Annotated in this window: 22 protein-coding genes and 1 riboswitch; of the genes, 9 read left to right on the top strand and 13 right to left on the bottom strand. The window is 36.1% G+C overall.

What is annotated here, in order from left to right; genetic code table 11:
• Position 1: 1 nt before the first annotated feature.
• Genes ACFQ13_RS12675 through ACFQ13_RS12665 form a run of 3 tightly spaced genes read right to left on the bottom strand, consistent with a single transcriptional unit; the run spans position 2 to position 2,618 of the window.
• Positions 2-358, bottom strand: a complete 357-nt coding sequence (locus ACFQ13_RS12675; RefSeq protein ID WP_386117866.1) for a four helix bundle protein — start codon at positions 356-358, stop codon at positions 2-4.
• Positions 359-386: 28 nt separating this feature from the next.
• Positions 387-1,388 carry a homocysteine S-methyltransferase family protein gene (locus ACFQ13_RS12670; RefSeq protein ID WP_386117863.1) on the bottom strand — a complete coding sequence of 334 codons (1,002 nt, stop codon included), beginning with the start codon at positions 1,386-1,388 and terminating at the stop codon, positions 387-389.
• A 60-nt stretch (positions 1,389-1,448) separates the two neighbouring features.
• On the bottom strand, positions 1,449-2,618 hold the full coding sequence (locus tag ACFQ13_RS12665; protein WP_386117860.1) for a trans-sulfuration enzyme family protein: 1,170 nt from the start codon (positions 2,616-2,618) through the stop codon (positions 1,449-1,451).
• 98 nt (positions 2,619-2,716) lie between these two features.
• A riboswitch (SAM riboswitch) is annotated at positions 2,717-2,840 on the bottom strand.
• Positions 2,841-2,974: 134 nt separating this feature from the next.
• Here ACFQ13_RS12665 and ACFQ13_RS12660 point away from each other — a divergent pair.
• The 3 genes from ACFQ13_RS12660 (at position 2,975) to ACFQ13_RS12650 (ending at position 5,729) form a co-directional block, all read left to right on the top strand.
• Entirely contained in the window at positions 2,975-3,565 is a 591-nt protein-coding gene (locus ACFQ13_RS12660) for a HupE/UreJ family protein (RefSeq protein ID WP_386117858.1), read from the top strand.
• Between the two features lie 102 nt (positions 3,566-3,667).
• Entirely contained in the window at positions 3,668-4,096 is a 429-nt protein-coding gene (locus ACFQ13_RS12655; RefSeq protein ID WP_114307864.1) for a deoxycytidylate deaminase, read from the top strand.
• 22 nt (positions 4,097-4,118) lie between these two features.
• The gene (locus ACFQ13_RS12650) at positions 4,119-5,729 is read left to right on the top strand and encodes a S41 family peptidase (protein ID WP_386117855.1); all 1,611 of its coding nucleotides are present in this window, start codon (positions 4,119-4,121) and stop codon (positions 5,727-5,729) included.
• Here the strand turns inward: ACFQ13_RS12650 and ACFQ13_RS12645 are convergent, their stop codons facing one another.
• The 3 genes from ACFQ13_RS12645 to ACFQ13_RS12635 are packed head-to-tail and all read right to left on the bottom strand — an operon-like array spanning position 5,730 to position 7,130.
• A complete protein-coding gene (locus ACFQ13_RS12645; RefSeq protein WP_386117852.1) occupies positions 5,730-6,338 on the bottom strand; it encodes an FAD-dependent oxidoreductase in 609 nt (202 codons plus the stop codon). It lies immediately after the preceding gene.
• A complete protein-coding gene (locus ACFQ13_RS12640; RefSeq protein ID WP_114307861.1) occupies positions 6,338-6,538 on the bottom strand; it encodes a hypothetical protein in 201 nt (66 codons plus the stop codon). Before ACFQ13_RS12640 ends, ACFQ13_RS12645 begins: the two co-directional genes overlap by 1 nt.
• Positions 6,539-6,548: 10 nt before the next feature.
• Positions 6,549-7,130: a MarC family protein gene (locus ACFQ13_RS12635; RefSeq protein ID WP_114307860.1), complete on the bottom strand. Its 582-nt coding sequence runs from the start codon at positions 7,128-7,130 to the stop codon at positions 6,549-6,551.
• Positions 7,131-7,407: 277 nt separating this feature from the next.
• On the opposite strand from ACFQ13_RS12635, the gene ACFQ13_RS12630 reads away from it, so the two are divergent.
• The 4 genes from ACFQ13_RS12630 to ACFQ13_RS12615 all read left to right on the top strand — a co-directional run bounded on the left by ACFQ13_RS12630 (position 7,408) and on the right by ACFQ13_RS12615 (position 12,553).
• Positions 7,408-7,974, top strand: coding sequence for a DUF3109 family protein (locus ACFQ13_RS12630; RefSeq protein WP_386117849.1), 567 nt, complete (start codon positions 7,408-7,410; stop codon positions 7,972-7,974).
• Positions 7,975-8,654: 680 nt separating this feature from the next.
• A complete protein-coding gene (locus ACFQ13_RS12625) occupies positions 8,655-9,929 on the top strand; it encodes a ribonucleotide-diphosphate reductase subunit beta (protein WP_114308632.1) in 1,275 nt (424 codons plus the stop codon).
• A 3-nt stretch (positions 9,930-9,932) separates the two neighbouring features.
• Positions 9,933-11,735: a ribonucleoside-diphosphate reductase subunit alpha gene (locus tag ACFQ13_RS12620; protein ID WP_114307858.1), complete on the top strand. Its 1,803-nt coding sequence runs from the start codon at positions 9,933-9,935 to the stop codon at positions 11,733-11,735.
• Between the two features lie 128 nt (positions 11,736-11,863).
• A complete protein-coding gene (locus ACFQ13_RS12615) occupies positions 11,864-12,553 on the top strand; it encodes a hypothetical protein (RefSeq protein WP_386117845.1) in 690 nt (229 codons plus the stop codon).
• Between the two features lie 16 nt (positions 12,554-12,569).
• On the opposite strand, the gene ACFQ13_RS12610 is transcribed toward ACFQ13_RS12615, so the two are convergent.
• From ACFQ13_RS12610 to ACFQ13_RS12595, 4 genes are all read right to left on the bottom strand, one after another.
• Positions 12,570-13,289 carry a DUF6503 family protein gene (locus ACFQ13_RS12610; RefSeq protein WP_386117844.1) on the bottom strand — a complete coding sequence of 240 codons (720 nt, stop codon included), beginning with the start codon at positions 13,287-13,289 and terminating at the stop codon, positions 12,570-12,572.
• A gap of 108 nt (positions 13,290-13,397) precedes the next feature.
• Positions 13,398-14,249 (bottom strand): OmpA/MotB family protein, encoded by an 852-nt coding sequence (locus tag ACFQ13_RS12605; RefSeq protein ID WP_386117841.1) that lies wholly within the window; start codon positions 14,247-14,249, stop codon positions 13,398-13,400.
• A gap of 148 nt (positions 14,250-14,397) precedes the next feature.
• Entirely contained in the window at positions 14,398-16,680 is a 2,283-nt protein-coding gene (locus ACFQ13_RS12600) for an inorganic phosphate transporter (protein ID WP_386117839.1), read from the bottom strand.
• Between the two features lie 79 nt (positions 16,681-16,759).
• A complete protein-coding gene (locus tag ACFQ13_RS12595) occupies positions 16,760-17,965 on the bottom strand; it encodes a porin (RefSeq protein ID WP_386117836.1) in 1,206 nt (401 codons plus the stop codon).
• A gap of 397 nt (positions 17,966-18,362) precedes the next feature.
• Between ACFQ13_RS12595 and ACFQ13_RS12590 the strand changes: the two genes are divergently transcribed.
• Entirely contained in the window at positions 18,363-18,719 is a 357-nt protein-coding gene (locus ACFQ13_RS12590; RefSeq protein ID WP_114307852.1) for a toxin-antitoxin system YwqK family antitoxin, read from the top strand.
• A gap of 74 nt (positions 18,720-18,793) precedes the next feature.
• On the opposite strand, the gene ACFQ13_RS12585 is transcribed toward ACFQ13_RS12590, so the two are convergent.
• Together ACFQ13_RS12585 and ACFQ13_RS12580 are read right to left on the bottom strand one after the other, a co-directional pair.
• Positions 18,794-21,619 (bottom strand): TonB-dependent receptor, encoded by a 2,826-nt coding sequence (locus tag ACFQ13_RS12585; RefSeq protein WP_386117832.1) that lies wholly within the window; start codon positions 21,617-21,619, stop codon positions 18,794-18,796.
• Positions 21,620-21,695: 76 nt separating this feature from the next.
• Positions 21,696-22,922 (bottom strand): hypothetical protein, encoded by a 1,227-nt coding sequence (locus ACFQ13_RS12580; protein ID WP_386117829.1) that lies wholly within the window; start codon positions 22,920-22,922, stop codon positions 21,696-21,698.
• A gap of 174 nt (positions 22,923-23,096) precedes the next feature.
• Between ACFQ13_RS12580 and ACFQ13_RS12575 the strand changes: the two genes are divergently transcribed.
• Positions 23,097-24,437, top strand: coding sequence for a deoxyguanosinetriphosphate triphosphohydrolase (locus ACFQ13_RS12575; protein WP_386117827.1), 1,341 nt, complete (start codon positions 23,097-23,099; stop codon positions 24,435-24,437).
• Positions 24,438-24,686: 249 nt separating this feature from the next.
• On the opposite strand, the gene ACFQ13_RS12570 is transcribed toward ACFQ13_RS12575, so the two are convergent.
• Entirely contained in the window at positions 24,687-26,468 is a 1,782-nt protein-coding gene (locus ACFQ13_RS12570) for a 1-deoxy-D-xylulose-5-phosphate synthase (RefSeq protein ID WP_386117825.1), read from the bottom strand.
• Positions 26,469-26,658 lie beyond the last annotated feature (190 nt).

The following is a 26,658-nucleotide window of genomic DNA, read 5'->3' as shown; positions in this document are numbered from 1 at the left end:
GTTACTTTTTTGATTTGAAATAATTAATGAATCCGTTAAGTAGCTTTTTGCAAGAGGTAACGTGTTCTAAAATTTTTTTTAATTGATCTTCTGCGATATAATTTAAATCGAAAGCTAAATAAAGCTGTGTTTCGAGTTCATATAATGAACCTTTCGAAATAAATAAAAAATGAATGGTTTCATTGTTTGATTGTCGTCCTAAACCTTCTGCAATGTTAGAAGGTATAGATATTGAACATCGTCTTATTTGATTCGTTAAGGTGTATAATTCTTCTTTGGGGAACGAACTGCTTAATTCGTAAACCTTTTTTACAAGCTCCCTTGAAAATTTCCAAACCTCTAAATCTTTATAATCCATTTTGTTCACTTTAACTGACCACTAGCAACTACACACCAACAACCAACTTTCTAGGTTCATACTTCTGAGCGACTTCAGCGATGGCTTTAATATGCTCAGGACTTGTGCCACAGCAACCTCCAATAATATTGATGAGGTTGTCTTTTAGGTAGTCCTCAATGTAGCCTTGCATTTGCTCTGGTGTTTCATCATATTCGCCAAAAGCATTTGGTAAACCGGCGTTAGGATGTGCTGAGGTAAAAAACTCAGTTTCGTTAGATAAGCGTTGTAAATACGGTTTTAGTTGTTGCGCACCAAGGGCACAATTAAAGCCCACACTTAAAAGCGGAATATGAGAAATAGACGTTAAAAAGGCTTCAACGGTTTGTCCGGATAAGGTTCTTCCAGACGCATCGGTTATGGTTCCAGAAACCATAATTGGAATATCAATATGGCGTTCTTCTTTCACTTCTTCAATCGCAAATAAAGCAGCTTTCGCATTAAGCGTATCAAAAATAGTTTCAACCAAAAGCATGTCTACACCACCATCAATTAGAGCTTCTACTTGTTGCTTGTAGGCCACACGTAGTTCGTTAAAGGTAATGGCTCTGTATTCTGGTCTATTCACATCCGGTGATAAACTAGCCGTTTTATTGGTAGGGCCAATACTTCCGGCTACAAAACGTGGTTTTTCAGGATTTTCTTTCGTGAATTTATCCGCAACGTCTCTGGCAATTTTAGCCGATTCATAGTTGAGCTCATACACCAAATCTTCCATGTCGTAATCGGCCATAGCAATGGTAGTCCCAGAAAAGGTATTGGTTTCTACGATATCGGCGCCAGCCTCAAAATATTTAGCATGAATAGCGGCTATGGCTTCAGGTTGGGTTAGGGATAATAAATCGTTATTCCCTTGTAAAGGTGATGGGTAATCCTTAAAACGTTCGCCTCTAAAATCTTCTTCAGAGAAGCTATATTGCTGAAGCATGGTTCCCATGGCGCCATCGAGAACTAAGATTCGTTTTTGTAATTGGTCTGTTATTTTGCTCATAATATGGTTGTGTTCTCGATATAATTTTATGCCATTGTCATAAAATCACTCGAACTGACTTTAGTTTTCTAAAGCCTGTTTTAAATCGTTAATAATATCTTCAGGATGCTCTAGGCCTACAGAAACTCTGATTAATCCTGATGTAATTCCGGTTTCTAAACGAACAGATTCTGGGATTTTAGCATGTGTTGTAGAGGCCGGATGCGTCACTATAGTTCTCGTGTCTCCTAGATTTGCAGAGAGCGATAATAGTTTGATGGAATTCAAAAATTGCTTCCCTGCTTCAATGCCGCCTTTAATTTCAAAAGCTACAATGTTTCCGCCGGCTTTCATTTGTTTTTTCGCCAATTCGTATTGCGGATGCGATTTTAAAAATGGGTATTTTACAACATTCACCAAATGATGGGATTCTAAAAAATGAGCCACTTTTAACGCATTATCACAATGTCTATCGACGCGCACCGGTAAGGTTTCTAAGCTTTTAGATAATACCCATGCATTAAATGGCGATAGGGAAGGACCCGTGTTTCTTGAAAATAAATAGATCTGTTGAATCAGTTCTGTGTCGCCGACAACTACACCTCCTAAAACACGTCCTTGACCATCTATTAACTTAGTGGCAGAATGGATGACTAAATCGGCCCCAAATTTAATAGGCTGTTGCAAGTAAGGCGTGGCAAAACAATTGTCTATAATAAAAATAAGGTTATGCTTTTTTGCAAGGGCTCCAATTCGTTCTAAGTCTAAAATATCTACAGCAGGATTGGTAGGGCTCTCGGCATAGATCACTTTTGTGTTGGGCTGAATAAGGCTTTCAATCGTATCGAGCTCATCAATTTTAAAATAACTCGTTGCAATGTTCCACTTTGGTAAAATGGTATTGAATAAGGTTTGTGTAGACCCAAAGATACTTCTGCAAGATAAAATATGATCTTCAGCATTAAGTAAAGCGGCAAAAGTTGAAAATACGGCCGACATCCCCGACGCAAAGGCATAGCCACGTTCGGCACCTTCCATCAGACAGATTTTTTCTATAAATTCTGAAGTGTTCGGGTTGGAGTAACGGCTATAAATATTGCGTTCCTTTTCATCGGCAAAGGAAGCGCGCATATCTTCAGCATCCTCAAACACGTAGCTAGAGGTTAGGTATAAAGGACTTGAATGTTCTAAAAATTGCGAACGTTCTATTTGTGTGCGTATAGCTTGTGTTTCAATACGATTAGATTTCATTTTTTTCTATTTAAAAAAAATCAAAAAACTAAAAACGTCAAAAGACGTAGGTATAGAAAAAGTTATAAAGAATAAAAATTGCAGATGAGCAATTGTATGGGTTATCTATCCAATTAAGCGATAAATGAATCGCTAATTACGTAGAATTTAGCACCTTCTTAGTAAGTCTAAGGGTTGCTAAGGCATCAAAGGGTCTAATCCCTCCACCTTTCTTGATAACATTTCAATAAGTTGTTTGAACTTTGTGAACTACAATATTCCGAAAGAAAATAGGATTATACAAATTTTATTCACTTTTTTTTATTAAGAGCATATGCATTTTAATTGTAACTTTGAATTTCCCTAAAATATCAACTATGTTCGAAAATTTTTGGTTCAATGTGCAATATGGCATGAATCACGTCTTGGATATTAATGGTTATGACCATATCCTTTTTTTAATGGTACTCGCAGTACCTTATTTGTTTAACGACTGGAAACGCGTCCTTATTTTAGTGACCACTTTTACCGTAGGGCATACGCTCTCCTTGGTTTTAGCGGCTTATGGTGTGGTGCAGATTAACGGCCAATTGGTGGAATTTTTAATTCCGGTGACCATTTTAATTATGGCCTTGTACAATGTCTTTACCGCTGGTAAAACTTCTAAAAATAATAAAATAGGCTTGCTGTTTGTAACCACCTTGTTCTTTGGAATTATTCATGGTTTAGGCTTTGCAAGAGAGTTTAAAATGTTTTCTGGTCAGGCCGAAAATAAATTGGAACTGCTTATAGAATTTGCTTTAGGTATAGAAATTGCACAAATAATTATTGTTTTTGTGGTCTTGTTTATAGGATTTATTTGTCAAACGGTATTTAGATTTTCGCGTCGTGATTGGATGATGGTCTTATCTTCTATCGTTATTGGCTTAGTGATTCCTATGATTATAGAAAGCGATCTTATCAACTAAATTAAAGTTTGGTAAAATTTTAACGCGAAGTCAAAGAGGAATGTATTTTTAACCTTTTATCTTCGTTCTGAACAAGGTACGATTGCATAATACTTTTAAGGAATGTCAAAAATAAAACAGCGTCGTTACGATAAAGCGTATTTACGAATCGCTAAAGAATGGGGTAAACTCTCCCATTGCAATAGAAAACAGGTGGGCGCACTCATTGTAAAAGACCGTATGATTATTTCTGATGGTTATAACGGAACGCCTACGGGGTTTGAAAATTACTGTGAGGATGATGAAGGCTATACCAAATGGTATGTGTTACATGCCGAGGCTAATGCCATTTTAAAAGTGGCATCCTCTACGCAGTCTTGTCAAGGAGCAACTTTATACATTACGCTTTCGCCTTGTAAAGAGTGTAGTAAGCTAATCCATCAAGCGGGTATTGTTAGAGTCGTGTACCATCAAGGTTATAAGGATGACTCGGGATTAAAATTTCTGAAAAAAGCAGGGATTCAGATAGAGCTTATCGAAGATATCGATTAAGATTCCCTAAGAGGGAAATACTATGGCAACAAAAAATAAATACATACCATTAATTATCGGTGCTGCAATTGCGGCCGGGGTGGTTATTGGTGGAAAATTGAATTTTTCAGACACGTCAGATAACCTCTTTACAAGCAATAGTAAAAAGAATAAACTCAATCGGTTAATTGATTATATTGATTACGAATATGTGGAGGAAGTGAATACCGACAGTATAGTTGATGTGACTGTAAACGGTATTCTGCAAAATTTAGATCCACATTCTACCTATATTCCCAAAGAAGATTTAAAACGTGTCACTGAAAACATGAAAGGTGATTTTGTAGGTATTGGGATTAATTTTTATGCCTACCGTGATACCATTGCTGTGATTAAGCCCACCAAAAATGGACCTAGTGAACGAGCGGGGATTATAAGTGGCGATCGTATTCTTATGGCTGATAACGATACGCTTTATGGTGCTCAGATCACCAATAGTATGATTAGTCAAAAGCTTAAAGGGGATAAGAATACCTCTATTAAGCTTACCGTTTATAGAAAAGGAGCGCCGGAGTTGTTAGAGTTTGATGTTAAGCGAAAAGCCATTCCTATTAAAAGTGTAGATGCCGCTTATATGCTTACAGAAGAGTTAGGGTATATAAAAATTAACCGTTTTGCAGAGTCTACCTATAAGGAATTTAAAGCTGCTTTAAATACACTTCAGGGGCAAGGAGCTAAGAAATTGGCCTTAGATTTAAGAGAGAATCCTGGTGGTTTTTTGGGGATTGCAGAACAGATTGTAGACGAGTTTTTAGAAGATGATAAACTCATTTTATTCACTAAAGATAAGCGAGGAAAAGAAGAATATGTCTATGCTACGGGTAATGGTGCTTTTGAAGATGGTGAGATTTTTATCTTAATCAACGAGAATTCTGCCTCGGCTAGCGAAGTGGTTGCTGGAGCGCTTCAAGATAATGATAAAGGTATTATTGTAGGGCGTCGTTCTTATGGTAAAGGGCTTGTACAACGTGAAATGGCTTTGGGTGATGGTAGTGCGGTACGCTTAACGGTATCACGATATTATACCCCAACGGGACGCTCCATTCAGAAACCCTATACCAATGGAGATAGTGAAAGTTATTTCAATGATTATTATAAACGTTTACGTACAGGGGAATTGGCGCATGAAGAAAGCATCACAGTCGATGATTCTTTAAAATTTACCACCCCAAAAGGAAAGGTGGTTTACGGTGGTGGTGGTATTATTCCGGATGTCTTTGTGCCGGTCGATCAAAGTTTTGATAATGAAACTTTAAATTATCTAAGACGAAGAGGGCATTTTAGATATTTTGCTTTTGAAGCGTTAGATAAGGACCGTAAGCTGTATCAAGATCTAACACGATCTGATTTTATGGCGAATTATGAAGTGGAAGACTCGGTGGTAGTCCGTTTTCAGAATTTTGTAAACTTAAGAGAAGGCACCAATATCAATTTTATGGTGTATAGTTCAGAAATAAAACGTCTTATTAAAGCAAATTTAGCAGGACAATTATTTGATGATATTGCCTTTGAAGAGGTTATAAATAATGATGATACAATGGTGCAGGAGGTTATTCTTTTAAGCACTGAATATCCTACACTTAAGCAACATTAACTAGATAACTTTATCGTGAATTTTGGTTTGCTTACCATCATTCCAAAGGGTTAGGATATCCGTAGCCACGTGAGACCCGCTACCACAAGCCATAGCAAACTGACTGCGCCAACCCGCTAAACTTCCAGCGACATAAAGGTTTGTTTCAACCAAATGGTCTGTGTTTCTTAACCAAATCCTATCTTTTTCAACAGCCGATCTCGGATGAGGTTCTATATAATCCTCAAGTCCTTTTATGGTAATAAAACTGGTGTAGCCTACAGCAATCACCACAATTTTAGATTGGTAGCTTTGCTCTTGGGTGGTTACGGTAAAGCCAGAGGCCTGGCGTGTAATGGCTTTTACTTTTTCGTCCTCAATTTGGGTTACATGAGGGTATTGCGCTTTTAATTGGGCTTTACCATCCCTTAGCAAATCGGCACCTAAGGTTCCTGGAGTTAAGCCCAGTACATTATTAAATAGAGCACTTTGCAGATGGGATGTTTTTTGGTGGGCAATAATACCAATCTGCTTATCCTTAGCAAAGGCTTTCTGTTTTGCAGATCCTAAAACCAAGGCGCAAGATAGTCCTGCTGCTCCTCCACCAATAATTAAGGCATCAAAAACCATTATTTCTTGTTGGCTAATTTTTCAATCTTTTTAGAAATTCTAAGAATCTGCAATAAGACAACGGCGCATAAAGCGGCTAACATGGTGATTAATGCAGTCTGACTTTCGCCTTCAAATAAGGCATTGAAATCTAATTTTGTAGCATTGAAAATGACGAGGCCTATAGCAATAAGGCTTAAAACAAAAGTGAAAATCTTCATAATTTGTGTTTTATGCTAATAACGCTTTAATGTTATGAGCAAATAGTTTTACAGCGATGGCTAACAAAATTACACCAAAAATCTTTCTTATAATGTTAATTCCGTTAGTTCCGATAAGACGTTCTATTTTGGCTGAGGTTTTTAAAACAAGAAAAATAACAAGCACGTTACTAATAACGGCCACGATAATGTTTTCTATAGCAAATTCAGCACGGAGCGATAATAACGTGGTCAAGGTTCCTGGTCCTGCCATTAAAGGGAAGGCTAGGGGGAAAACAGAAGCCGTAACCGAACTGTGCTCATCTTCCTTATATAAGGTAATCCCTAAAACCATTTCTAAAGCAATAAAAAAGATAACAAGGGCACCGGCAACAGCAAACGAGTTGACGTCAATACCAATAAGACTTAAAAGACTTTTTCCTACAAAAAGGAAAATAATCATAATAATACCGGCAATAATAGAGGCTTTACCACTTTGAATATGACCCACTTTTTTTCTTAAGTCAATGATGATTGGGATGTTTCCAATGATATCGATGACCGCAAAAAGGATCATGAAAGCCGTTACAATTTGTTTAAGATCTAATTGCATTTTTTACTCAATTTAAAAATTCTGATGCTTTGGTGTAAGCGTTATAAGGGTTTGTTTTATAGTTCTTTAAAGACCTTATAAAGGTACAAGGTTTTAAATTTTTTGCAAAGGTGCGATATTATTAAGGATTAACAATAATAAATTATTGTTAAGTTTAAGTATTTTTGTACTTGCTTTTTTATGCTTAAAAACAGCGCTTTAAAAGGGATATTTTACAGTATATTTGAAGGCGAAAAAGAAACCATAACAGCCTTTTTTAAGGCTAATTAATTAGTGTATGTTCCAACTTGGAAAAACCATAGTCTCAGAAGACATAATAGATAAGGATTTTGTGTGTAACCTCTCCGCCTGTAAAGGAGCTTGTTGTATTGACGGTGATGCGGGAGCACCTGTAGACCCAGAAGAAGTTGAAATCTTAGAATCTATCTATCCTAAAGTAAAACCTTTTTTAAGACAAGAAGGTATTGATGCTATTGAGGCGCAGGGCACGTCTATTACGACCGAGTTTGGTGATTTTGAAACCCCTTTAATTAATGGTGCGGATTGTGCGTATGTGATCTTTGATGAAAAGAAAACGGCACTTTGCGGTATTGAAGAGGCTTATAATCAAGGTGAGATTACATGGAAAAAACCCGTGTCTTGCCATTTGTATCCTATTCGAGTTAAAGACTATTCGGAGTTTTCTGGTGTGAACTATGAAAAATGGGAGATTTGTGATGACGCCTGTTCATTAGGGAAGGAGTTGCAAGTTCCGGTTTATAAGTTTGTAAAGGAGGCGCTCATCCGAAAATTTGGTGCCGATTGGTATGCTGAACTAGAAAAAATCGCTGAAAATAGAGGCTAAAATTTAGGCATTACGCTTTCCTATTTTAAAAGATTAGAAATTGTGGTCCTATTTTTAGGGTTAAAACGCTAAAAATACTGGGCCTAAAAAATTTAGACCCTTATCATTTTTGTATTGCTAAAAAATAAGGCCTAATTATCCGAATTTCTAAAATTTTAATGTTAAAATATTTCATTTATACGTCCGATTCGTAATTGCTACAAATAGTAGGAAAAGGATTCTATTTTAATCTTTATTTTTGCAAAAATATTTGGAAAAGGCTTCGGCTTAAAAGGTCAGTAAATAGGCTTGTTAACGTTTGTTTTAATAAGTAAAATCTTACAAAATTTTAAATTATGAAAACTGCTTATGCTGCTGTTATACAGGGTTTTGCTTGTGTTTTGAAGAATGATGTTGTTTTAACGGCTTCAGGCGGCTTTGTTAAAAACTTGTTGACAACGTTTAGCAAATCATCTTTCATTTTTCATTACAAATGTCAATCTTTGCTGCAGGCCAAATGAAATGAATTTTTGAAGGATTTTTGAAAGAGAATAAGTCAAATTATACATTTTATAAGCAAGCCCCTTATTGTCCCCTTAAAGGAAAAAAATTAAACTCATTTTACGGAATAACTAATGGAATTTGGAATGATTCATACTCATTCTAATGGACATCTAGTCTTTAAAATTAAAAGAAGAACTATGGAGATTACTCAGATTATAAAAAGAGATTATGAAACAAGTCCCTTTGTTTTAAATAAGATTTCTAATGCGATTGAAAAAGCTATGCTTTCTGTAGGAAATGGTACTAAAGAAGATGCTAATGGAATTTCTGTAGATGTGTTACAGACCTTATTGGATCGCAAAAAAACAGATCATAATTATTTGCCAACCGTAGAAGAGGTTCAAGATTTGGTGGAAGAGAAACTGATGCAAAGCGCGTTTCATGATGTGGCTAAGGCTTACATTTTATACCGTGATGAACAGGCCAGAAATAGAAAGACTAATATTTTTGAAAAACGTATTAACCTTAAGCCTTACGAATATCCTGAGCTTAACGAATATGTAGATGCTATTAGACACTCTTACTGGATTCATTCAGAATTTAACTTTACTAGTGATATTCAAGATTTCAAAACAAGACTTACCGTTGTAGAGCAGAATGCGATAAAAAATACAATGTTAGCCATTTCTCAGATTGAGGTAGCAGTGAAGTCGTTCTGGGGTGAGATTTATAACAAAATGCCAAAACCAGAAATCGGATCTGTAGGGGCGACGTTTGCAGAAAGTGAAGTACGTCATCAAGATGCTTATTCGCACTTATTAGAAATTCTTGGACTTAACAACGAGTTTAAAAATCTTAAGAAAAAGCCCGTAATAATGAGACGTGTTCATTATTTAGAAACGGCTTTAAAAAATGCCAAGAGTGAAGACAATAAAGAGTATGCTGAGTCTATTTTATTATTCTCGCTATTTATAGAGCATGTGTCTTTATTTTCACAATTCTTAATTATCATGGCTTTCAACAAACACAAAAACATGCTGAAAGGGGTGTCTAATGTTGTTGAAGCAACCTCTAAGGAAGAGCAAATTCATGGTGATTTTGGTATTGATATTATAAAAATTATCAAAAATGAAAACCCAACTTGGTTTGATGAAGAACACAGCGCTTTAGTAAGAGACTTATGTAAAGAGGCTTTCACTTCAGAAAGCAAATTAGTAGATTGGATTTTTGAAGCGGGTGAACTTGAGTTCTTACCTAAAGATGTGATTAATGAGTTTATAAAAAATAGATTTAATAATTCATTAGAAAGTATTGGCATTGAAAAAGTCTTTGATGTTGATGAGACCCTATTAGCACAAACCGAATGGTTTGATGATGAAATTATTGGAACTAAACATGGAGATTTCTTCGTGAAACGTTCTATCAACTACAGTAAAAGAACCAAAAGTATAACCAGCGACGACCTATTTTAAATTATGAGCAACTACACAAACACCGACCTCGACAACAAATTGAAGCAAGACACAACGACAACCTCTAACCGTGAGGAGTTAATAAAAGCGAGAAAAGAAGCTATTAAGGATGCTGATGCTAAATCAGAACCCGAAATAAAATGGTTAACCGAGAACAGTCGTCAGTTTTTAGCGTCAGGCTATTTAACAGGTGATACAACGCCAGAAGAGCGTATAAGAGAAATTGCTAATAATGCTGAAAAAATATTAGGCATCGATGGCTTTGCAGATAAGTTTTATGGCTATATGGCAGAAGGCTATTATTCTTTAGCGTCACCGGTTTGGTCTAACTTTGGTAAGCGCCGTGGACTTCCTATTAGTTGTTTTGGGTCGCATATTTCTGATGATATGGGGGATATTCTTTATACCCAGTCTGAAGTTGGTATGATGTCTAAACTTGGAGGTGGTACTTCGGGTTACTTTGGTAAATTAAGACATCGTGGTGCTCCTGTTAAAAATAACGGAGAGTCTTCTGGAGCAGTGCATATTATGCAATTGTTTGAAAAAATGGTTGATGTTGTAAGTCAAGGGTCAGTAAGAAGAGGTCGTTTTTCACCTTACTTACCTATAGAGCATCCAGACATTCATGAGTTTTTAGAAATTGGTACCGAAGGAAATCCAATACAAGAGTTAACCCATGGGGTAACTGTTGGAGATGAGTGGATGCAAGAAATGATTGATGGTGATAAAGATAAAAGAGCTATCTGGGCCAAAGTATTGCAACGTAGAGGAGAGATAGGATATCCTTATATCTTCTTTAAAGACAATGCGAACAACAAAGCAGCAGATGTTTATAAAGATAAAAACCATGAAATCTACGCAAGTAACTTGTGTACAGAAATCATGTTACCAACAAATGAAAAATGGTCGTTTGTATGTGTATTATCATCTATAAACTTATTGCATTATGATAAGTGGAAAGATACTGACGCTGTAGAAACAATGGTCTATTTCTTAGATGCGGTTTTAGAAGAATTTATCACCAAGTTAGAGGTGTACAGAGATTCTGCAGATCGTGATGATAGACAGACGTTTATGTTCATGGAAAAAGCCTATAATTTTGCAAAAGAAAATAGAGCTTTAGGTTTAGGAGCTTTAGGATGGCATTCTTTATTACAGTCTAAAATGTTAGGTTTTGACAGTCAGGAAGCCTTTAACTTAAACAGTGAAATCTTTAAAACGATTAACGAAAAATCTAACAAAGCCTCTAAAGAGTTAGCCGAATTATTTGGTGAGCCAGAAGTTTTAAAAGGCTATGGAAGACGTAACACAACCTTAAATGCGGTGGCACCAACAACCTCTTCTGCATTTATATTAGGACAAGTTTCTCAAGGAATTGAGCCAATTTGGTCTAACAGTTATGTAAAAGATATTGCGAAGATTAAAACCACGATTAAAAACCCATATTTGGTAGCGCTTTTAGAAGAAAAAGGCATGAATACCAGTGAGGTGTGGAGAAGCATTAGAGACTATGATGGTTCTGTACAACATTTAGAAGGCTTAACGGATCATGAAAAGGATGTGTTTAAAACCTATTCTGAAATTGACCAAATGACGCTTATCTATCAAGCGGCAAACCGTCAAAATCATATTGATCAAGGGCAGTCTTTAAATATCATGGTACACCCAGATATGCCTGTAAAAGATATTAATAAGCTTTATGTAACGGCTTGGAAACTTGGTGTGAAATCATTGTACTACCAACACAGTATGAATGCTGCACAGAAGTTTAAGCAAAAGAAAGAATGTACGAGTTGTGAAGGCTAGTTAATCAAATTCCTGCGAAGGCAGGAATTCTATAAATTTTAAATTAAAAAACCACTCTGAAATACGGGTGGTTTTTTTTATTTTAGAGTTTTATAGGTCTATTTAGGACAGCTTTTAATCTCGCAATCATGATACATAAAATTCTTGTTCTGTCTTTTCTTTGGATCTACAGCGCCATAAATGCGCAGTCCGGACCTGCGGTGCTGATCTTAAAAGATAGTACTAGAATTAATGGTGTTGGAGAAATAAGCGGAATCGCATCTATCGTTTCCGTTAAGTTTAAAAATGATTCCTTAAAGTATAAAACCTACAGATCAAAAGATCTTATTGGTGTAGATATTCTTGAAAACGATTATTATCGCCAATTTCGGTATAAATACATCGATGGAGACAAGTACCCCGAAATCATGGAGATTGTGGCTATAGATCCGCGTTTAAGTCTGTATGTACGCGTCTATGAAGGTGGTATGCTTACCAATTCGTTCTCAGCGCTTCCCGCTACGTCTAGTATGCCCTATCAAACGGTTGTGTTAGATAACGGTCAGGAAATTGATCTACGTTCAAGTCGAGCTGTTTACACGGAGATGAGTATCCCTAGATATAGTTATTATGTTGGGAATGGAGAAGACGATCAGGTGGCTCATCTTTACACTAAGGGTTTGCCATTTTCGAAAAGTTTTAAAAAGGCAATGAAAGCGTATTTTAAAGATTGTCCAACCTTGCTTGAAAACGTAGAAAATAAAACCTTTTCAAAGGAGAATTTACTTCAGGTCATAGAATTCTATAATGAACATTGTTACACATCAGATTCAGAATAGATTTCAGAATTCAGAATTACTTTTCAACCAAAGTATCCGTCCCTAAATACTTATTATCTTTATTGTAATACCAGGCTCTAACTTTGGGTATTTTTATGCCGTTTAGAAGGGTTTCTTCAGAAAGCAATATATATTCACCACTATCTTGTTTCTCTTTACCATTATCGTCTGTTTTAAAGAACTGGTAGATTTCCATGGCATAAGTCTTCGGATTAAAATAGAAGTACCAAACATCGCTTCCTACGGCTTCGTCATAAGTTACTTTTAAAACCAAATAGTCCTTGCCTTTAAAGCTTTTCTTTTCAACCTGATCACTCAAATTGGTGCCAGCATCTTTCAACTTCATTGGTAAGCCATATAAATAAGAATAGTAGTCTTTATATAAGGTGGCTCTATCGCAAGTCATGTTCTTTTGTTTAGCAGCTGAGGGCTCTAAAGCCTTTCCGTTATAGCGCATGGTACATTTGCCCTTGTTTAAGGTGTAAGTGGTGCTAACTGTATCTTTTGTGGCCGTGACGCTAAAATATTCAGCAGGTAAATTAATTGAAATGCTACTCGTGCGTTTTGTAGATTTTGGTGTTGTCATTTCAACTATAAAGGTCTCATTAAATGTTTTCCAATTGCCGTTGGGATCGTGATATGCAATGGCTTTATCTAATAAGGTTTCGGGACTTATATTCTGGCTAAAGCTTAAAAAGGACATGAAGAAGAGACTGTATATAACGAATGATTTCATAGTTTCAATTTTGCTACAAATTACACATTAGGGCATAAAAAAAAGCATCCAATGCCGAATTTTACGGGAGGATGCTTTTTTAACTTAAAATCTAAAACGATTTTGTTCTTATTTCTCTTCCATTAAAGCGAAGAACTTATCAATGTTTGGCATTAAGATAATACGTGTTCTACGGTTTTTAGCGCGGTTAGCGTTAGAGTCATTTTCAACCAATGGTTGGTAGCTACTACGACCAGAAGCGATTAATTGCTCTGGGGCAACGTTAAACTGATTTTGTAATTTTCTTACCACTGAAGTGGCACGTAATACACTTAAATCCCAGTTGTCTGCAATTTTTTCAGTGTTAATGCTTCTAGAATCCGTATGACCTTCAACCATAACATCTAAACTTGGTTCAGAATTGATAACTTCAGCTAATTTCTTTAAAATCTTGTCAGCCTTATTTCCGACACGGTAACTTGCAGTGTTAAACAACATGTCATCAGCAATAGAAATCATAACAACCGTTTCGTTAATGTCTACAACGATATCTTCATCTTCATCAAGATCGCTAGTGTTCATTGCTTTACTTAAGTTGTACTGAATAGCAATATTCATAGAATCCTTTAAGGTCTTAGCTCCAGCTAATTTTTCCGGATCTACATTCTTCAAGGTTTCACGCATTTTTTCTTTGCTTGCTCCTGAGGCTACAGTACCATCTTCAGAAACTTGAAACTTGGCTTTATTTTCAATAGTTAAACCTTCAACATCTTCGTTTAAAGATTTTATTTTGCTGTTGTAATCATTAACGCGAGCTTCTATAATGGCAAACTTATTCTCTAATTCTTCCTTTTCTACTCTTGTCTTAGTAAGTTCGCTTGTAAGCTCACCTTTTTCTTGTTCTAAGGCAACGTATTTCTTTTTTGAAACACATGCACTTAATAGTAGGGTTGTGACTAATAGTATTGAAATTTTTTTCATCTTAAGTTTTTAATTTAATTAATTTCTAAAGTAGATATACGACGAAAGTCTATTTTTGGATGTTAAAAAGCCCTATTTTTTTAGATAAAAATAGGGCTTTTTATGTTAATACATTCATTTAGAGTGGTCTAAGTTGAAAGTGTAAGTTTTACTCCACTTCTTGCTTGTCAGCGGCTAAAGTTGCCGGCTCTACAGAGCTGTCGTGAGCATTGTAATACTCTTCTAAAAGATTCATAGTAGCAACTAATAAATCTTTAGTTTCTAAGAGTAATCCAAAATACAAGGTGGTATTTTTAGGACTCGACTCTTCAGTTCGTGTTCTAGCCACTTGTTTTACAATCTTGTCGGTAACAAGGTCTAAAACTTCTTTTTTACGACTAATAATTACCCCAATTTGCTCAAAAGAATGTGAATTAAAGGCCGATTTAGTATCGTTAAATAGAATTTCTAAGGCCGTATCAATTTCTTTTAATTCTTTAATCTGGCTAAATTTAAGTTTCTTATGGTTGTTGTTAATATGCTTATGGCTCACCTTAGAAATGTATTCTAAAGACTGCGTCATATCTTCTAAGTACCCTAAGATATTAATGTAGAAACTACTTGCACGTAGACTTGTTTCATCTAAATTTTTAATAAAATAGAATATGTTATCACGAAGACTATCAACTTCCTTAGCTAACTTATCAACTTGTTTTTTATTCTTTTTTAATAAAGACAAGTCTTGTTTTGCTAAGCCGTTTACGGCGTTGGTGTAGATTTTGTTTCCACGTTTTACCACGTTAGAAATGTTATCTGCACTTTCTAAAATAACACCTTGTACAGAGCTACTTCCTGTTTCTTTAAGACTATCTTCTTCGGCGGTCTTGTTTGATGATTTTTTATGCGAAACATAGTTTCTGTAAAGTAACAATGCTGTAATTAATAATAAAATAGGAATCATTACCGATGGATTCCAGTTGATTAAGAACACCACGATACCAGCAGCTAAAAAGGCTCCTAATGCGGTACCAAACCATCCACCAATAACATTTAATACTCCGGCAACTCTGTACACAGCACTTTCTCTACCCCAAGCTCTATCGGCTAAAGAGGTACCCATAGCCACCATAAAGGTCACATAAGTTGTAGATAATGGCAATTTAAAAGAGGTTGCAATAGCAATAAGTACACCGGCAACCATTAAGTTAACAGAAGCTCTAATCATATCAAAAGCAGGGGCATCCATACTTTGATCTTTGGTCATATTAGAGGCTGGTTTATCAAAACTATTATTAATTTTTACCTGGAATGATTTAGGAACTAAGACACCGAAATAACTGGATAATTGTGAAGATCCTTTTACAATAGCTCTAGAGAGACGGTTAGGTTCAAATTTATCGTGTGTATCACCTTGACGTGATAAGCTTAATTCTGTTTCAGCAACCGATTTTGCTTTTTTAGAAAACCATAAGGTTAAGACCATAATAGCGCCTGCAATGAATAATAAATAAGGTTCAGCCGGTACTTTTTTCTCTAATACAGACATTGACATACCAACATCCATTCCGCCAGCAATCCATGCTTCATAAGAGTGGTAAGCTGCCATTGGTACCCCGATAAAGTTTACTAAATCGTTACCAGAGAAGGCTAAGGCTAAACCAAATGTTCCTACCGCAATAACGGCGAGTAAAGAGGTCTTTTTAGTAAGTTTTTCAAAACCAAAAGAAAATAAGGTCCAGAAAACAAAGCTACCTAGAATAATAAAGGCTTCGTTACCTTCAACCACACTCTTCATTTCTTTGTAGTATGGGGTTCCTTTTAAACCTTTTAAGAAGATAAAGTAGGTAATAGCAGTTAAGGCTACACCAGCGAAAACAATTCCGAAGTGCTTTAATTTTTTTTCAAAGTTAAAGGTGAAAATCAATCGAGAAACCCATTGTACTAAGGCACCGACTGTGAACGCAATTATCACCGACAGTAGAATACCACTAATAATGGTTAATGCGGTATCTGTAGCAATGTATTTTCCTAAATCTGCAAAAGTCTCTGTTTCCGATTGGCTAATTTTTATAAGTGACATCACAACAGCAGCACCCAATAAGTTGAATACAATAGAAACCGTTGTAGAGGTTGGTAAACCAAGGGTATTAAAGAAATCTAGCAATAAGATATCTGTAATCATTACGGCCATGAAGATGAGCATAATTTCACCGAACTCAAATTGTGCGGGTACAAAAATACCTTTTCTTGCAACTTCCATCATTCCGCTAGAGAAGACGGCACCAATAAAGATTCCTAAACTGGCAATGATCATAATTGATCTTAATGATATCGCTTTAGACCCAATAGCCGAGTTTAAAAAGTTAATAGCATCATTACTAACGCCAACTACAATATCAGCAATCGCTAAAACGGTAATGGCAATTAACATTAATAAATAAATATTATCCATAATTTTTAATTAAAATAAGTTTGCAAATATCTGATTAGAATTTCAGAATAAGGTTATGTAATTGTTATATTTTTTAAGTTTAGAAGTGAATATCAAAACCAAGCCTAAAGGTAATATTATCTTGGTTCTTATCTTCAGTGGTATAGCTAAGATCTGACTGTACTTTTAGTTTGTGGCCTACAATGTATTTAGACGCTCCAAGGGTATACTGTTCTTCGGGTAAAGTTCCTGTAACCTCTTCATAGTCTAGCGTGGTAAAACGCAGGGCAATCTCATAATTACTTTTTAGCAAATACCCGGCTTGTAAATTTATAGCACTTCCGGTAAGCACAAGAGCTCCCGTTGGTGTCAAGGTATCTGCTTCTGTGGCTATTTCGTCTTCAGCGGTACGTTTGGCATATTCGCCCATAAACGAAAATCCGCGGTACTTAAACATGGCATCTGCAAATAGGGTGGTTTGGTCGGTTTCATAAAGGGATCCGTCAGCTCGTAACATATAATCCCCAGCAAAACCACGTTCTCTAACGGCATCTTGGTTGTAGTTGTAGGTAAAGCCAAGCATTAATTTTGGACTTTCTTCACGTTTTAAATCAGATTGGCTGTAGTCGCCTTTAGATTTAAACATTCCAAATGGTAAGACTTCTAATCGTGCGGTATATTGCAAACCGCCTTCATTACCTTCTGTAACATTACGACCTTCACCTTGTGAAATAGCAAATTTTTCGCGCATTACTAGGGTTTTACCAATGGCTGTTTTATGTCTTAACTGAATACCGATATCGCGATCTAAATTAAAACTGCTATTTAATAATGAACGGTCTATAAATTGAAGGTTGGCAGAAGACACCACACGTTCTACGTTACCCGGTAGTTTTGTTTGTCCGGCCCATAGTTCCCAGTTCCCGGAAAAGTTCCACATGGCTACGGCATCTAAAATATAACGTGGGGTATTTCTATTAAAATCATTGGCTCCTGAAACATCGCGGTTAGATAAGCCTAATTCTAATTTATAACGGAGTTGCGGTGAATACGCAAAGCCATCAAATTTTAAACGTGCTCGGCGAACAATAAAATTGTGTTCTGGACTTCCGTACTGGTCACTGTCGTAATCCCATGATGAAATAGAACGGACTTGAAAACGTGGAGCGAATTTTATACTAAAAGAGCTGTCTTTAGCGGTAAAGTTAATTAGACCCTTACCAAAAGAGGTATCGCTAATTTCTTGTGCACCAAGAGTAGACATTACTATGAGTACCATAGCAATCGTAGAGAATGATAATTTCATTATTAGTAATTAGTTTTTGTCGGGAGCAAAATTACTAAGTCTAATGTTAACAGAATGTTTTCTTATTATTACGATATCTGTTTCAAAAAAAAAGGCCGCTTTAAAAAAAGCAGCCTTATTAAAATTCATATTTATTAAGTCGACAAAAACTAATAATACCTATGAAATGCTTAAAGTGTTATAATAACACGTTACAAATATGGCAATTAAAGGTTTTAAGCGTGTAATGCTAACATTATGTAATTATTAAGTTTAAATTAAGCGATTTCGTAATATGTAAGAAACTGTACACAAGTGTTTTAGGGGTCTAATGTTAACTTAATGTTACGTAAATGTTGCTTAAATGTAAATTTTATGTTATATTCGTATAGTAATTATTAATTAAAACCCCAATTGTATGAAAAAGATAGTAACAATGATCGTAATGCTGTGTGTAGGGTTTACGTTTGCACAAGAAAAAATACAACCTAAATTAGAGAAGAACGATAATGGCATTGTCGCTACGTATTACCATGATAATGGAGAAATTCAACAAACGGGAGCGTTTGATAAAAATGGTAAATTACAAGGAGAATGGACCAGTTTTGATTCTGAAGGAAATAAACTAGCTTCAGCAACTTATGAAGCAGGAAAAAAAGTAGGGAAATGGTTCTTTTGGGAAGGTGATGTCTTGAAAGAAGTAGATTATAAAAACAACCGAATTGTTCAAGTTGTAGAATGGTCTAATGATCGTACTTTGGTATCTAGGAACTAAGTAAACATTATATATAAAAAAAGAGCTGTAATACGTATTACAGCTCTTTTTTTGTTTTTACTAACTATAATAGCTTATAGCTTCATGCTGTATCCTAAGCTAAACGATGTTCCAGGGTTTCTTACTGAAAAGTTTGCCGTGGTATCACCAAAAGATTCATACTGACTTAATTTTTCGTCGTTAAGAATGTTGCTAATCTTTAAGCTGATTTTAGATCTGTTGTCTTCACCAAAAGTCTTAGAAAGATTAAAATTTAAACTGTTAAACGGTTGGGTGTACACATCTGGATTCTGACCAAATCCTACAACTTGTAATGTTTTTCCTTGAACGTTATAAAAGATTCCAGTTTCAAAACCTGAAGCGGTATTGTTGTAGTTTAAACCAACGTTAACTAAGTACGGAGACTGACCTTGTAATTCTCTAGTATCGTCTATAGTTTCCCCATCTCTAGCAAACTGTTGTCTAGATTCATATTCTTGTCCTTCGCCTTTAGCCATTTCAATTTCAGATTCTATAATTGAGATGTTCACATTTAAACTTAAATCTGTTAAGGACTCTGAAATAAAACCAAAGTTTTTTCGACCTTCAAACTCTAAACCATACACTTGCGCTTCTGGTGAGTTTCTTGGTGTAAACTGGTTTGGTGCAACAAAAGAAAAGGCCACTAACTCAATAGGGTCGTTAAACCTTTTGTAAAATCCGCTGACAGCAAACATCTGAGCTTTCTCACCAAAGAATTCGTATCTCGCATCAAAGTTGTTAATGTACGAGGGTTGTAAGTCAATATTTCCTAAGAAGGTTATTCCTGTTAATAAATCTGGAATTTGTACTACTGAAGACTCCTTAAAACTTGGTCGTGCTACCGTACGGAAGTAAGACAAACGTATGTTAGATTTTTCATTGGCTTCATAGATAAAGTTTGCAGAAGGGAATAAATCTAATTCTTCAATAGTTTTTTCATTGTCATAGATTTCAGAACCCGAATTGTTTTGACCTGTAAATAAGGTTGTAAAATATTCAGCTCTAAGTCCAACAATAGATTTCAGTTTTTCAGTAATCTTAAACTCATTAGAAACATATGCTGCTGCTGTATTTTGTACAGATTCGTAGGAGTTGGCTGGTTCAAAATTACCACGAATATAAGATCCTGAATTGGTATCAGGCGTCCAAATATTGTTAGGATCTAAAATCGCATTCGGATCACCGTTAAAAGTTGTTGTGTTTACGCTTCTAAAAGCAACTTCATACTTATAGATATCGTAATTACGTTTTTTGTAACTTGCTAAAGCACCAAACTTAAGGGCTGCAGGCTTGCTAAATAATTCGTATTTTTTAGTAAAATCTACCTTACCTGTTCCGTTAAACTCTTCTAAGTCTCTCCATAAACGTTGTGGGAAACCTGCATCAGAACTGATACTTGTAGAGCCATCATTGTTTATAATAAAAGTCGTTAAGCGCACATCTTTATCATATACACGACTAAAGCTTGGGGAAATTTTCCATTCTGTGATGAAATCATTTTCAATATCGTTGTGCTGACCTCCAATTAAGAAATTAGTTAATGAACGTTGTGTGTATTCTAAATTGTCTTTGTTAACATCAATATCGTTAGAGATTTCTGTGTTTTGTGTAAATAAGGCCGCTCTACTTTCTCCATTTTGAATGTGTAAAACATTGAAGTTATATTTAGAGTTATCTGTTTTATAAGATAAACCTACTAAACCACTTAATAAGACGTTGTTTTCACCTAAATCACCGGTTTGTCTACGGTCAAATCTTAAGGTGTTAATAGAACGATCTTCATTTTTTTGGTACACCCCATTTTCAAAACCTTCATAAAATTTAGTTTCGTTTTTGTAGTTAATAGAGGCAATTAAACCTAAACGATTTTCACCCAAATCAAATTGATTACCGTAATTAAACCCTAAGCTAAAATCTGGGCTACTAGTACCACGTTCTGTCGCTAAAGTTCTATTGAAAGAACGAGTAATCCCTTCTAAGCTGCTGTTATTAGCAGAAGCTGGGTTTGGAATTGCGGTTGTAGGGGTTACTGGTAATTCTCGAGTACCACTGTCAAAACCTAAAAAGTCAGTACCGCTACCATCGTAAGTTACGTAGTTAGAGTTAAAGCTCATATCAGGGTTGTAGGTCGTAGAGACTGAGAAGCTCATCGTTTTTCTTGAAGGGAAATCTTTAGTAATGATATCTACAACACCGCCTGTAAAATCTGCTGGTAAATCTGCAGATCCTGATTTTATAACAATTATGTTTTCTAAAATATTGGTAGGGAAAATATCCATCTGAACCGTGTTTTTGTCAGGGTCAAGTCCAGGAATATCCATCCCATTTAAAATAGATTTGGTGTAACGGTCTCCTAAACCTCTAACGTATACAAACTTTCCGTTTTGTACAGATACACCAGGTACACTTTTAATAGCAGAAGCAATATCACTTGCCCCTGATTTTTTGATGCTTTCAATAGAAAGACCATCTAAAAGTACAGCCGAATTACGTTGCAGGTTAAGCACTGACTCTTCTGTGTTTCTTCGAGCAGAGGTGGTAATTACCACTTCACTTAAAGCAGCTGAAGAGGGGTTTAAAGTTACGTTAACTTCAACAACATTATTAGCTTCAATAGTAACTTCAGAAATCGCTTTTGTTTCATAACCCACAAAAGAATATACTAAGGTGTAGGTTCCGACATCTAGGGTTAATTTATAGACACCATCAAAATCGGTCGTGGTACCAGTAGAGGAGTTTTGAACAACAACATTAGCAAAAGGAAGCACGTCGTTAAATTCACCATCAAAAATTTTACCCGTTAACGTTCCGGTCTCTTGTGCCGACACGAATGAAAGAGATAAAAGAATTGAAAAAAATAGAGATAAAGATTTAAGCATTTTAGGGTATTATTTTAAAATATACAAAATGTCCGAAAGTGATTTTCGGACATTTTGAAAAATTATGTTTGTTAATTTAGAAGGCGTTTTGAGACGCTGCATAAGTCCATCCAAATACTGAAGTGTTTGCACCAGTTGATGCTTCAGTAGCTGTGATCGCTGATACGTTGTTTGTAAAGTTTTCTGCGTTAGCCTCTGCTTCAATAAGATCTGCTAATGCAACTCCTGTTGGTAAAACAACTTCCCAGTTAGAGAATGCTAAGCGACCAGCAGCGAATTCAGTTTGAGTATCTTCTCCACTAATTCTTACTGTAGCATCAGCACTAAAGTTGTAAGCTAAAATATTATTTAAGTCAGCAATTAAACCATCTCTGCAATCCGTCATGTAACTAGAGTTAGAAGCGTTACCAATTAAAGTAATATTGCTCATTGTATAACCCGCTTCAGTAGCATCAGATCCTTCAGGTCCGTCTAATTCTAAAGCACTTCCAGACTCAACACCTTGAACTACTACAGCGTTAGTTACAGAACCAGACCAAGCTTGGTCAGCATCTAAACCATCATCACCATGAGACCAAGTAATTAAGTTTGTAGCATTCACAGTTCCACCGAACCACTCAAAACCATCATCTTGGTTAGAAACAACTTCTAAGTTATCTACTGTAGTACCAGCACCAACACCACCAAAAGTAACACCGTTAATTTCGTTATCAGATCCGATAGTGATACCACCATGTCTTACAGAAATATATTTGTAAACACCAGAGTTATCATCAGCATCTGTTCCACCATACTGACCGTAAGGCTCAGTAGCAGGAATTCCTTCAATCTGTGCAGTTTCAACATCACCACTAACAGAGATAGGCGCACGTCCTAAGATGATTAAACCACCCCATAAACCAACATCATTTTGGTTTAAGTTTGTTCCTGCAGTTTCACCGTAAGTAATATTATCTAAAACAGAGGTCATAATAATAGGGTTTGAAGACGTTCCTTCAGCCATTATTTTACCACCTTGATCCACAACTAAAGCAGACGCTAAAGATTCTTGTCCTTCTGCACCTTTAATGATAGTTCCTGCTTCAATAGTTAAAGTTACACCGTCATTAACAACCACTTTTCCATTTAATTGATAAATGTTGCTAGAAGACCATGTTTCATCTGCAGTGATAATTCCAGATTTTTGAACTAATTCGTTATCAACTCCACCACCAGTAGTTGTACCGTTGTCATCATCACTACTACAGTTAAATGCTAATAGTGAAAATGCAAATAAGAAAGATAAATTTTTAATTGTTTTCATTTTGTTTTGTTCATTAATTGTTATGCCGCAAAGAAACTGCGAAAGCCGAAAAAGTCTGTTACCTCATAGTTAAGCCTTGGTGATAAAAAGGTTACCTTAAGACCGTTGTTTTATCATTTAGGAAACATTAATTTAACATTGAAAATGCTATCTTGCCTTCTTTAATATATAGGTATGAACTGGGAACAATTACTATCCTTAAAGCGCTTTGGCGATACAAATAAGAGATTAAGAAAGGAACAAGATGAGACCCGCTTGGGGTTTGAAGTGGATTATGATCGGATTATATTTTCTTCTGAATTTAGAGGTTTACAAGACAAAACCCAGGTGGTACCCTTGTCTAAAACCGATTTTGTCCACACCCGTTTAACCCACAGTTTAGAGGTGAGTGTCGTAGGGCGCTCTCTTGGAAGACGTGTAGGGCAATTGCTTTTACAAAAACATCCGCATCTAGAACGTGTTCATGGGTATAAAATGAATGACTTTGGGGCTATTGTAGCTGCCGCAGCTTTGGCTCATGATATTGGGAATCCTCCTTTTGGACATTCTGGAGAAAAAGCTATTGGGGCCTATTTTAGAGAAGGTCATGGCGCTGAGTTTAAAGCGCAATTAACCGCAAAAGAATATCAAGACCTCTGTGATTTTGAAGGTAATGCTAACGGATTTAAGATCTTAACCGAAAGTAGACCGGGGAGAGAAGGTGGTCTTAGATTAAGCTATGCCACATTGGGCGCTTTTATGAAGTACCCTAAAGAATCTCTGCCTAAAAAGCCGAGTAACCATATTGTGGATAAGAAATATGGGTTTTTTCAAAGTGAAAAACACATGTTTAATGATATTGCTACGGACCTAGGCTTAATTAAACGACATGACGATTATTTAAGTTTTCAAAGACACCCTTTAGCCTTCTTAGTTGAGGCTGCAGATGATATCTGTTATACGATTATTGATTTTGAAGATGGTATTAACCTCGGATTAATTCAAGAAGAATACGCCTTAGAGTACCTTATTAATTTGGTCCGTGACAGTATAAAAACGGAAAATTATAACACTCTTAAAACCACGCAAGACCGTATAAGTTATTTACGAGCCTTAGCGATTGGGCGCCTTATTGATGAAGCGGCAACCTTATTTATGGCCCATGAAGAAGCGATTTTAGAAGGAAAGTTTGAAACCGCTTTGCTTGATGTAAGTCAGTATAAAGCCCAAATTAAGGATATCATTAATATTAGTATAAATAATGTATACCGCTCTAAAGATGTTATTAATAAGGAGATTGCAGGCTATCAGATTCTGAATCAATTATTAGAAGCATTTGGTAAAATGGCTTACCACTATTACCTCGGAAAGCTCTCTAACTACGATAAGCTATTGCTCAGTACCTTGCCAGAGATTGTGCAGCTCAATACCGATTCTCTTTACGACAATCTATTAGCGGTATGTCTCTACATCTCAAAACTATCGGATACAAACGCCATGTTATTGCATAAAAAGTTACAAGGTCAGATTTTATAATCTGACCTTAAAGGACTTAGTGCTGTGCATTTCATCGAATAATTTTGTTTTTTAACGAGATATTGTTTTCTTTTACTACAAGATCAACCATTTAACTTATTACAGATGGAAAATAATATACTCGGAGGACTGGTAATCTTTGTTGTTGTCATTACCTGTTTGCTCTTATTAGACGACATTTCTACGCCAAAAGAAACAGTGCCTCATTATGAGGGTACAGAATTACAACATGTAGAGAAGGATGCAGACTTAGCCGTTGTTCACTTTCAACATTAAGTCATTTATTGTTTTCTGAACCGCAGTAACATCTAATTCTTGCAAGGCTAACAATTGGCTCACCGTACCATGCTCAATAAAGGCATCCTCAATTCCCATGGTTTTAATAGGAAGCTTGTAATGATGGGAATTAGCAAAAGTGAGAATAGAACTCCCAAAACCACCGTTAAGTGTACCTTCTTCAATGGTAATAACGGCTTTATGGTTTGCAAAGACATCATGCAATAACGTTTCATCTAACGGCTTAACAAATTGCATGTCGTAATGACTAATCGCGGCCTCGTCGGGATGGTGTACAATAGCCTCTTCAACAGTTTTCGCCATCGTTCCTATAGAAAGTATGGCAATTTTATCTCCTGTTTTAAGCGGAACAGCACGACCTATTTCAATAGATTCAAATGGTTTTTTCCAATTGAGTAAATGCCCACGACCTCTCGGGTAGCGAATGGCGATAGGAAAATCAATACCTAACTGTACGGTATACATTATGTTTCTAAGTGCAATGGCGTCTCTCGGAGCAAAAATTACGAGATTAGGAATACAATTCAGATAGGCCAAATCAAACACACCATGATGTGTAGCACCATCCTCTCCCACTAATCCAGCACGATCTAAACAGAATACAACCGGTAGGTTTTGCAAGGCAACATCATGAATAATTTGATCATAAGCCCGTTGTAAAAACGTTGAATAGATATTACAAAACGGAATTAAGCCTTGGGTGGCCATACCTGCAGCTAAGGTTACGGCATGTTGCTCTGCGATGCCCACATCAAAAGCACGTTCTGGAAGAGCTTCCATCATGTATTTTAAAGAGCTTCCTGTTGGCATTGCTGGGGTAATCCCCACAATTTTTTTATTGTTTTCTGCCAATTCCACGATGGTTTCGCCAAAGACATCCTGAAATTTAGGTGGAATTTTTTTCTTAGATTTAATAGGAAGATCGCCGGTTAAGGCATCAAACTTTCCGGGAGCATGGTATTTTATCTGATCGAGTTCGGCTTGTCTTAAGCCTTTACCTTTAGTGGTGATAACGTGTAAAAATTTTGGCCCTTTTACGGTTTTTAAACGTTTTAATTCTTTAATTAATAAAGGTAAATCATGACCATCAATAGGTCCGGAATAATTAAAATTTAAGGCTTCAAAGATATTATCTTGCTTCTCGGTACCTTTTTTTACGTTGGTAAGGTATTGTTTTAGCGCGCCTACACTAGGATCTATACCGATGGCGTTATCGTTTAAAATAACCAGTAAATTGGCATCTGTAACTCCAGCGTGGTTTAGTCCTTCAAAGGCCATACCACTCGCAATAGAGGCATCTCCAATAACCGCAATGTGTTGTTTGTCTTCGCCTTTAATTTTAGAAGCGATCGCCATTCCTAAGGCAGCAGAGATTGAAGTGGAAGAGTGACCAACACCAAAGGCATCAAATGGACTTTCACTGCGTTTAGGAAATCCGCTTAAGCCTTTAAATTGCCTATTGGTTTCAAAAGTATCTCTTCGTCCTGTTAATATTTTATGACCATAAGCTTGGTGCCCAACATCCCAAATTAACAAATCTTCAGGCGTATTAAAAACATAGTGTAGGGCAATAGTAAGTTCTACAACCCCTAAACTTGCCCCTAAATGACCCTCTTTAGTGGCTACAATATGAATTATAAATTGGCGTAACTCTTGGGCAAGTTGCCTTAAGTCTTCTGCAGGGAGTTGGCGTAAATCTTCAGGAAGATTAATATGGTCTAAAAGTTTTTTCATCCGTTTACAAATGTACTATATGCAATTGTATTTTTTAATTCAATTAGAATCGTATTTTTACAATAGATTCATGATTCCGATTTTATACCGATAAGGTTTCAGGAATTATGAAACGCTTAAATTTAAAGTCCTACAGCGTTGAGGTTGAAATGTGAGACCATTCAACCTAACAAAAACCTAAGCCATACGA

Origin of the sequence: Winogradskyella rapida, from assembly GCF_042675845.1 — a bacterium.
Lineage (GTDB): Bacteria > Bacteroidota > Bacteroidia > Flavobacteriales > Flavobacteriaceae > Winogradskyella > Winogradskyella rapida.
Note: the sequence above shows the minus strand (reverse complement) of the source record. Positions and strands in the feature narration are given on the sequence as shown.

What these genes read in the sequence shown, in the direction of transcription:
- ACFQ13_RS12590 (WP_114307852.1), top strand. Translation starts at nt 18,363, where the DNA reads ATGAAAAAGATAGTAACAATGATCGTAATGCTGTGTGTAGGGTTTACG.
- ACFQ13_RS12660 (WP_386117858.1), top strand. Translation starts at nt 2,975, where the DNA reads ATGTTCGAAAATTTTTGGTTCAATGTGCAATATGGCATGAATCACGTC.
- ACFQ13_RS12610 (WP_386117844.1), bottom strand. Translation starts at nt 13,289, where the DNA reads ATGAAATCATTCGTTATATACAGTCTCTTCTTCATGTCCTTTTTAAGC.
- ACFQ13_RS12615 (WP_386117845.1), top strand. Translation starts at nt 11,864, where the DNA reads ATGATACATAAAATTCTTGTTCTGTCTTTTCTTTGGATCTACAGCGCC.
- ACFQ13_RS12600 (WP_386117839.1), bottom strand. Translation starts at nt 16,680, where the DNA reads ATGGATAATATTTATTTATTAATGTTAATTGCCATTACCGTTTTAGCG.
- ACFQ13_RS12595 (WP_386117836.1), bottom strand. Translation starts at nt 17,965, where the DNA reads ATGAAATTATCATTCTCTACGATTGCTATGGTACTCATAGTAATGTCT.
- ACFQ13_RS12665 (WP_386117860.1), bottom strand. Translation starts at nt 2,618, where the DNA reads ATGAAATCTAATCGTATTGAAACACAAGCTATACGCACACAAATAGAA.
- ACFQ13_RS12570 (WP_386117825.1), bottom strand. Translation starts at nt 26,468, where the DNA reads ATGAAAAAACTTTTAGACCATATTAATCTTCCTGAAGATTTACGCCAA.
- ACFQ13_RS12635 (WP_114307860.1), bottom strand. Translation starts at nt 7,130, where the DNA reads ATGCAATTAGATCTTAAACAAATTGTAACGGCTTTCATGATCCTTTTT.
- ACFQ13_RS12620 (WP_114307858.1), top strand. Translation starts at nt 9,933, where the DNA reads ATGAGCAACTACACAAACACCGACCTCGACAACAAATTGAAGCAAGAC.
- ACFQ13_RS12625 (WP_114308632.1), top strand. Translation starts at nt 8,655, where the DNA reads ATGGAGATTACTCAGATTATAAAAAGAGATTATGAAACAAGTCCCTTT.
- ACFQ13_RS12630 (WP_386117849.1), top strand. Translation starts at nt 7,408, where the DNA reads ATGTTCCAACTTGGAAAAACCATAGTCTCAGAAGACATAATAGATAAG.
- ACFQ13_RS12575 (WP_386117827.1), top strand. Translation starts at nt 23,097, where the DNA reads ATGAACTGGGAACAATTACTATCCTTAAAGCGCTTTGGCGATACAAAT.
- ACFQ13_RS12580 (WP_386117829.1), bottom strand. Translation starts at nt 22,922, where the DNA reads ATGAAAACAATTAAAAATTTATCTTTCTTATTTGCATTTTCACTATTA.
- ACFQ13_RS12585 (WP_386117832.1), bottom strand. Translation starts at nt 21,619, where the DNA reads ATGCTTAAATCTTTATCTCTATTTTTTTCAATTCTTTTATCTCTTTCA.
- ACFQ13_RS12645 (WP_386117852.1), bottom strand. Translation starts at nt 6,338, where the DNA reads ATGGTTTTTGATGCCTTAATTATTGGTGGAGGAGCAGCAGGACTATCT.
- ACFQ13_RS12655 (WP_114307864.1), top strand. Translation starts at nt 3,668, where the DNA reads ATGTCAAAAATAAAACAGCGTCGTTACGATAAAGCGTATTTACGAATC.
- ACFQ13_RS12605 (WP_386117841.1), bottom strand. Translation starts at nt 14,249, where the DNA reads ATGAAAAAAATTTCAATACTATTAGTCACAACCCTACTATTAAGTGCA.
- ACFQ13_RS12670 (WP_386117863.1), bottom strand. Translation starts at nt 1,388, where the DNA reads ATGAGCAAAATAACAGACCAATTACAAAAACGAATCTTAGTTCTCGAT.
- ACFQ13_RS12675 (WP_386117866.1), bottom strand. Translation starts at nt 358, where the DNA reads ATGGATTATAAAGATTTAGAGGTTTGGAAATTTTCAAGGGAGCTTGTA.
- ACFQ13_RS12640 (WP_114307861.1), bottom strand. Translation starts at nt 6,538, where the DNA reads ATGAAGATTTTCACTTTTGTTTTAAGCCTTATTGCTATAGGCCTCGTC.
- ACFQ13_RS12650 (WP_386117855.1), top strand. Translation starts at nt 4,119, where the DNA reads ATGGCAACAAAAAATAAATACATACCATTAATTATCGGTGCTGCAATT.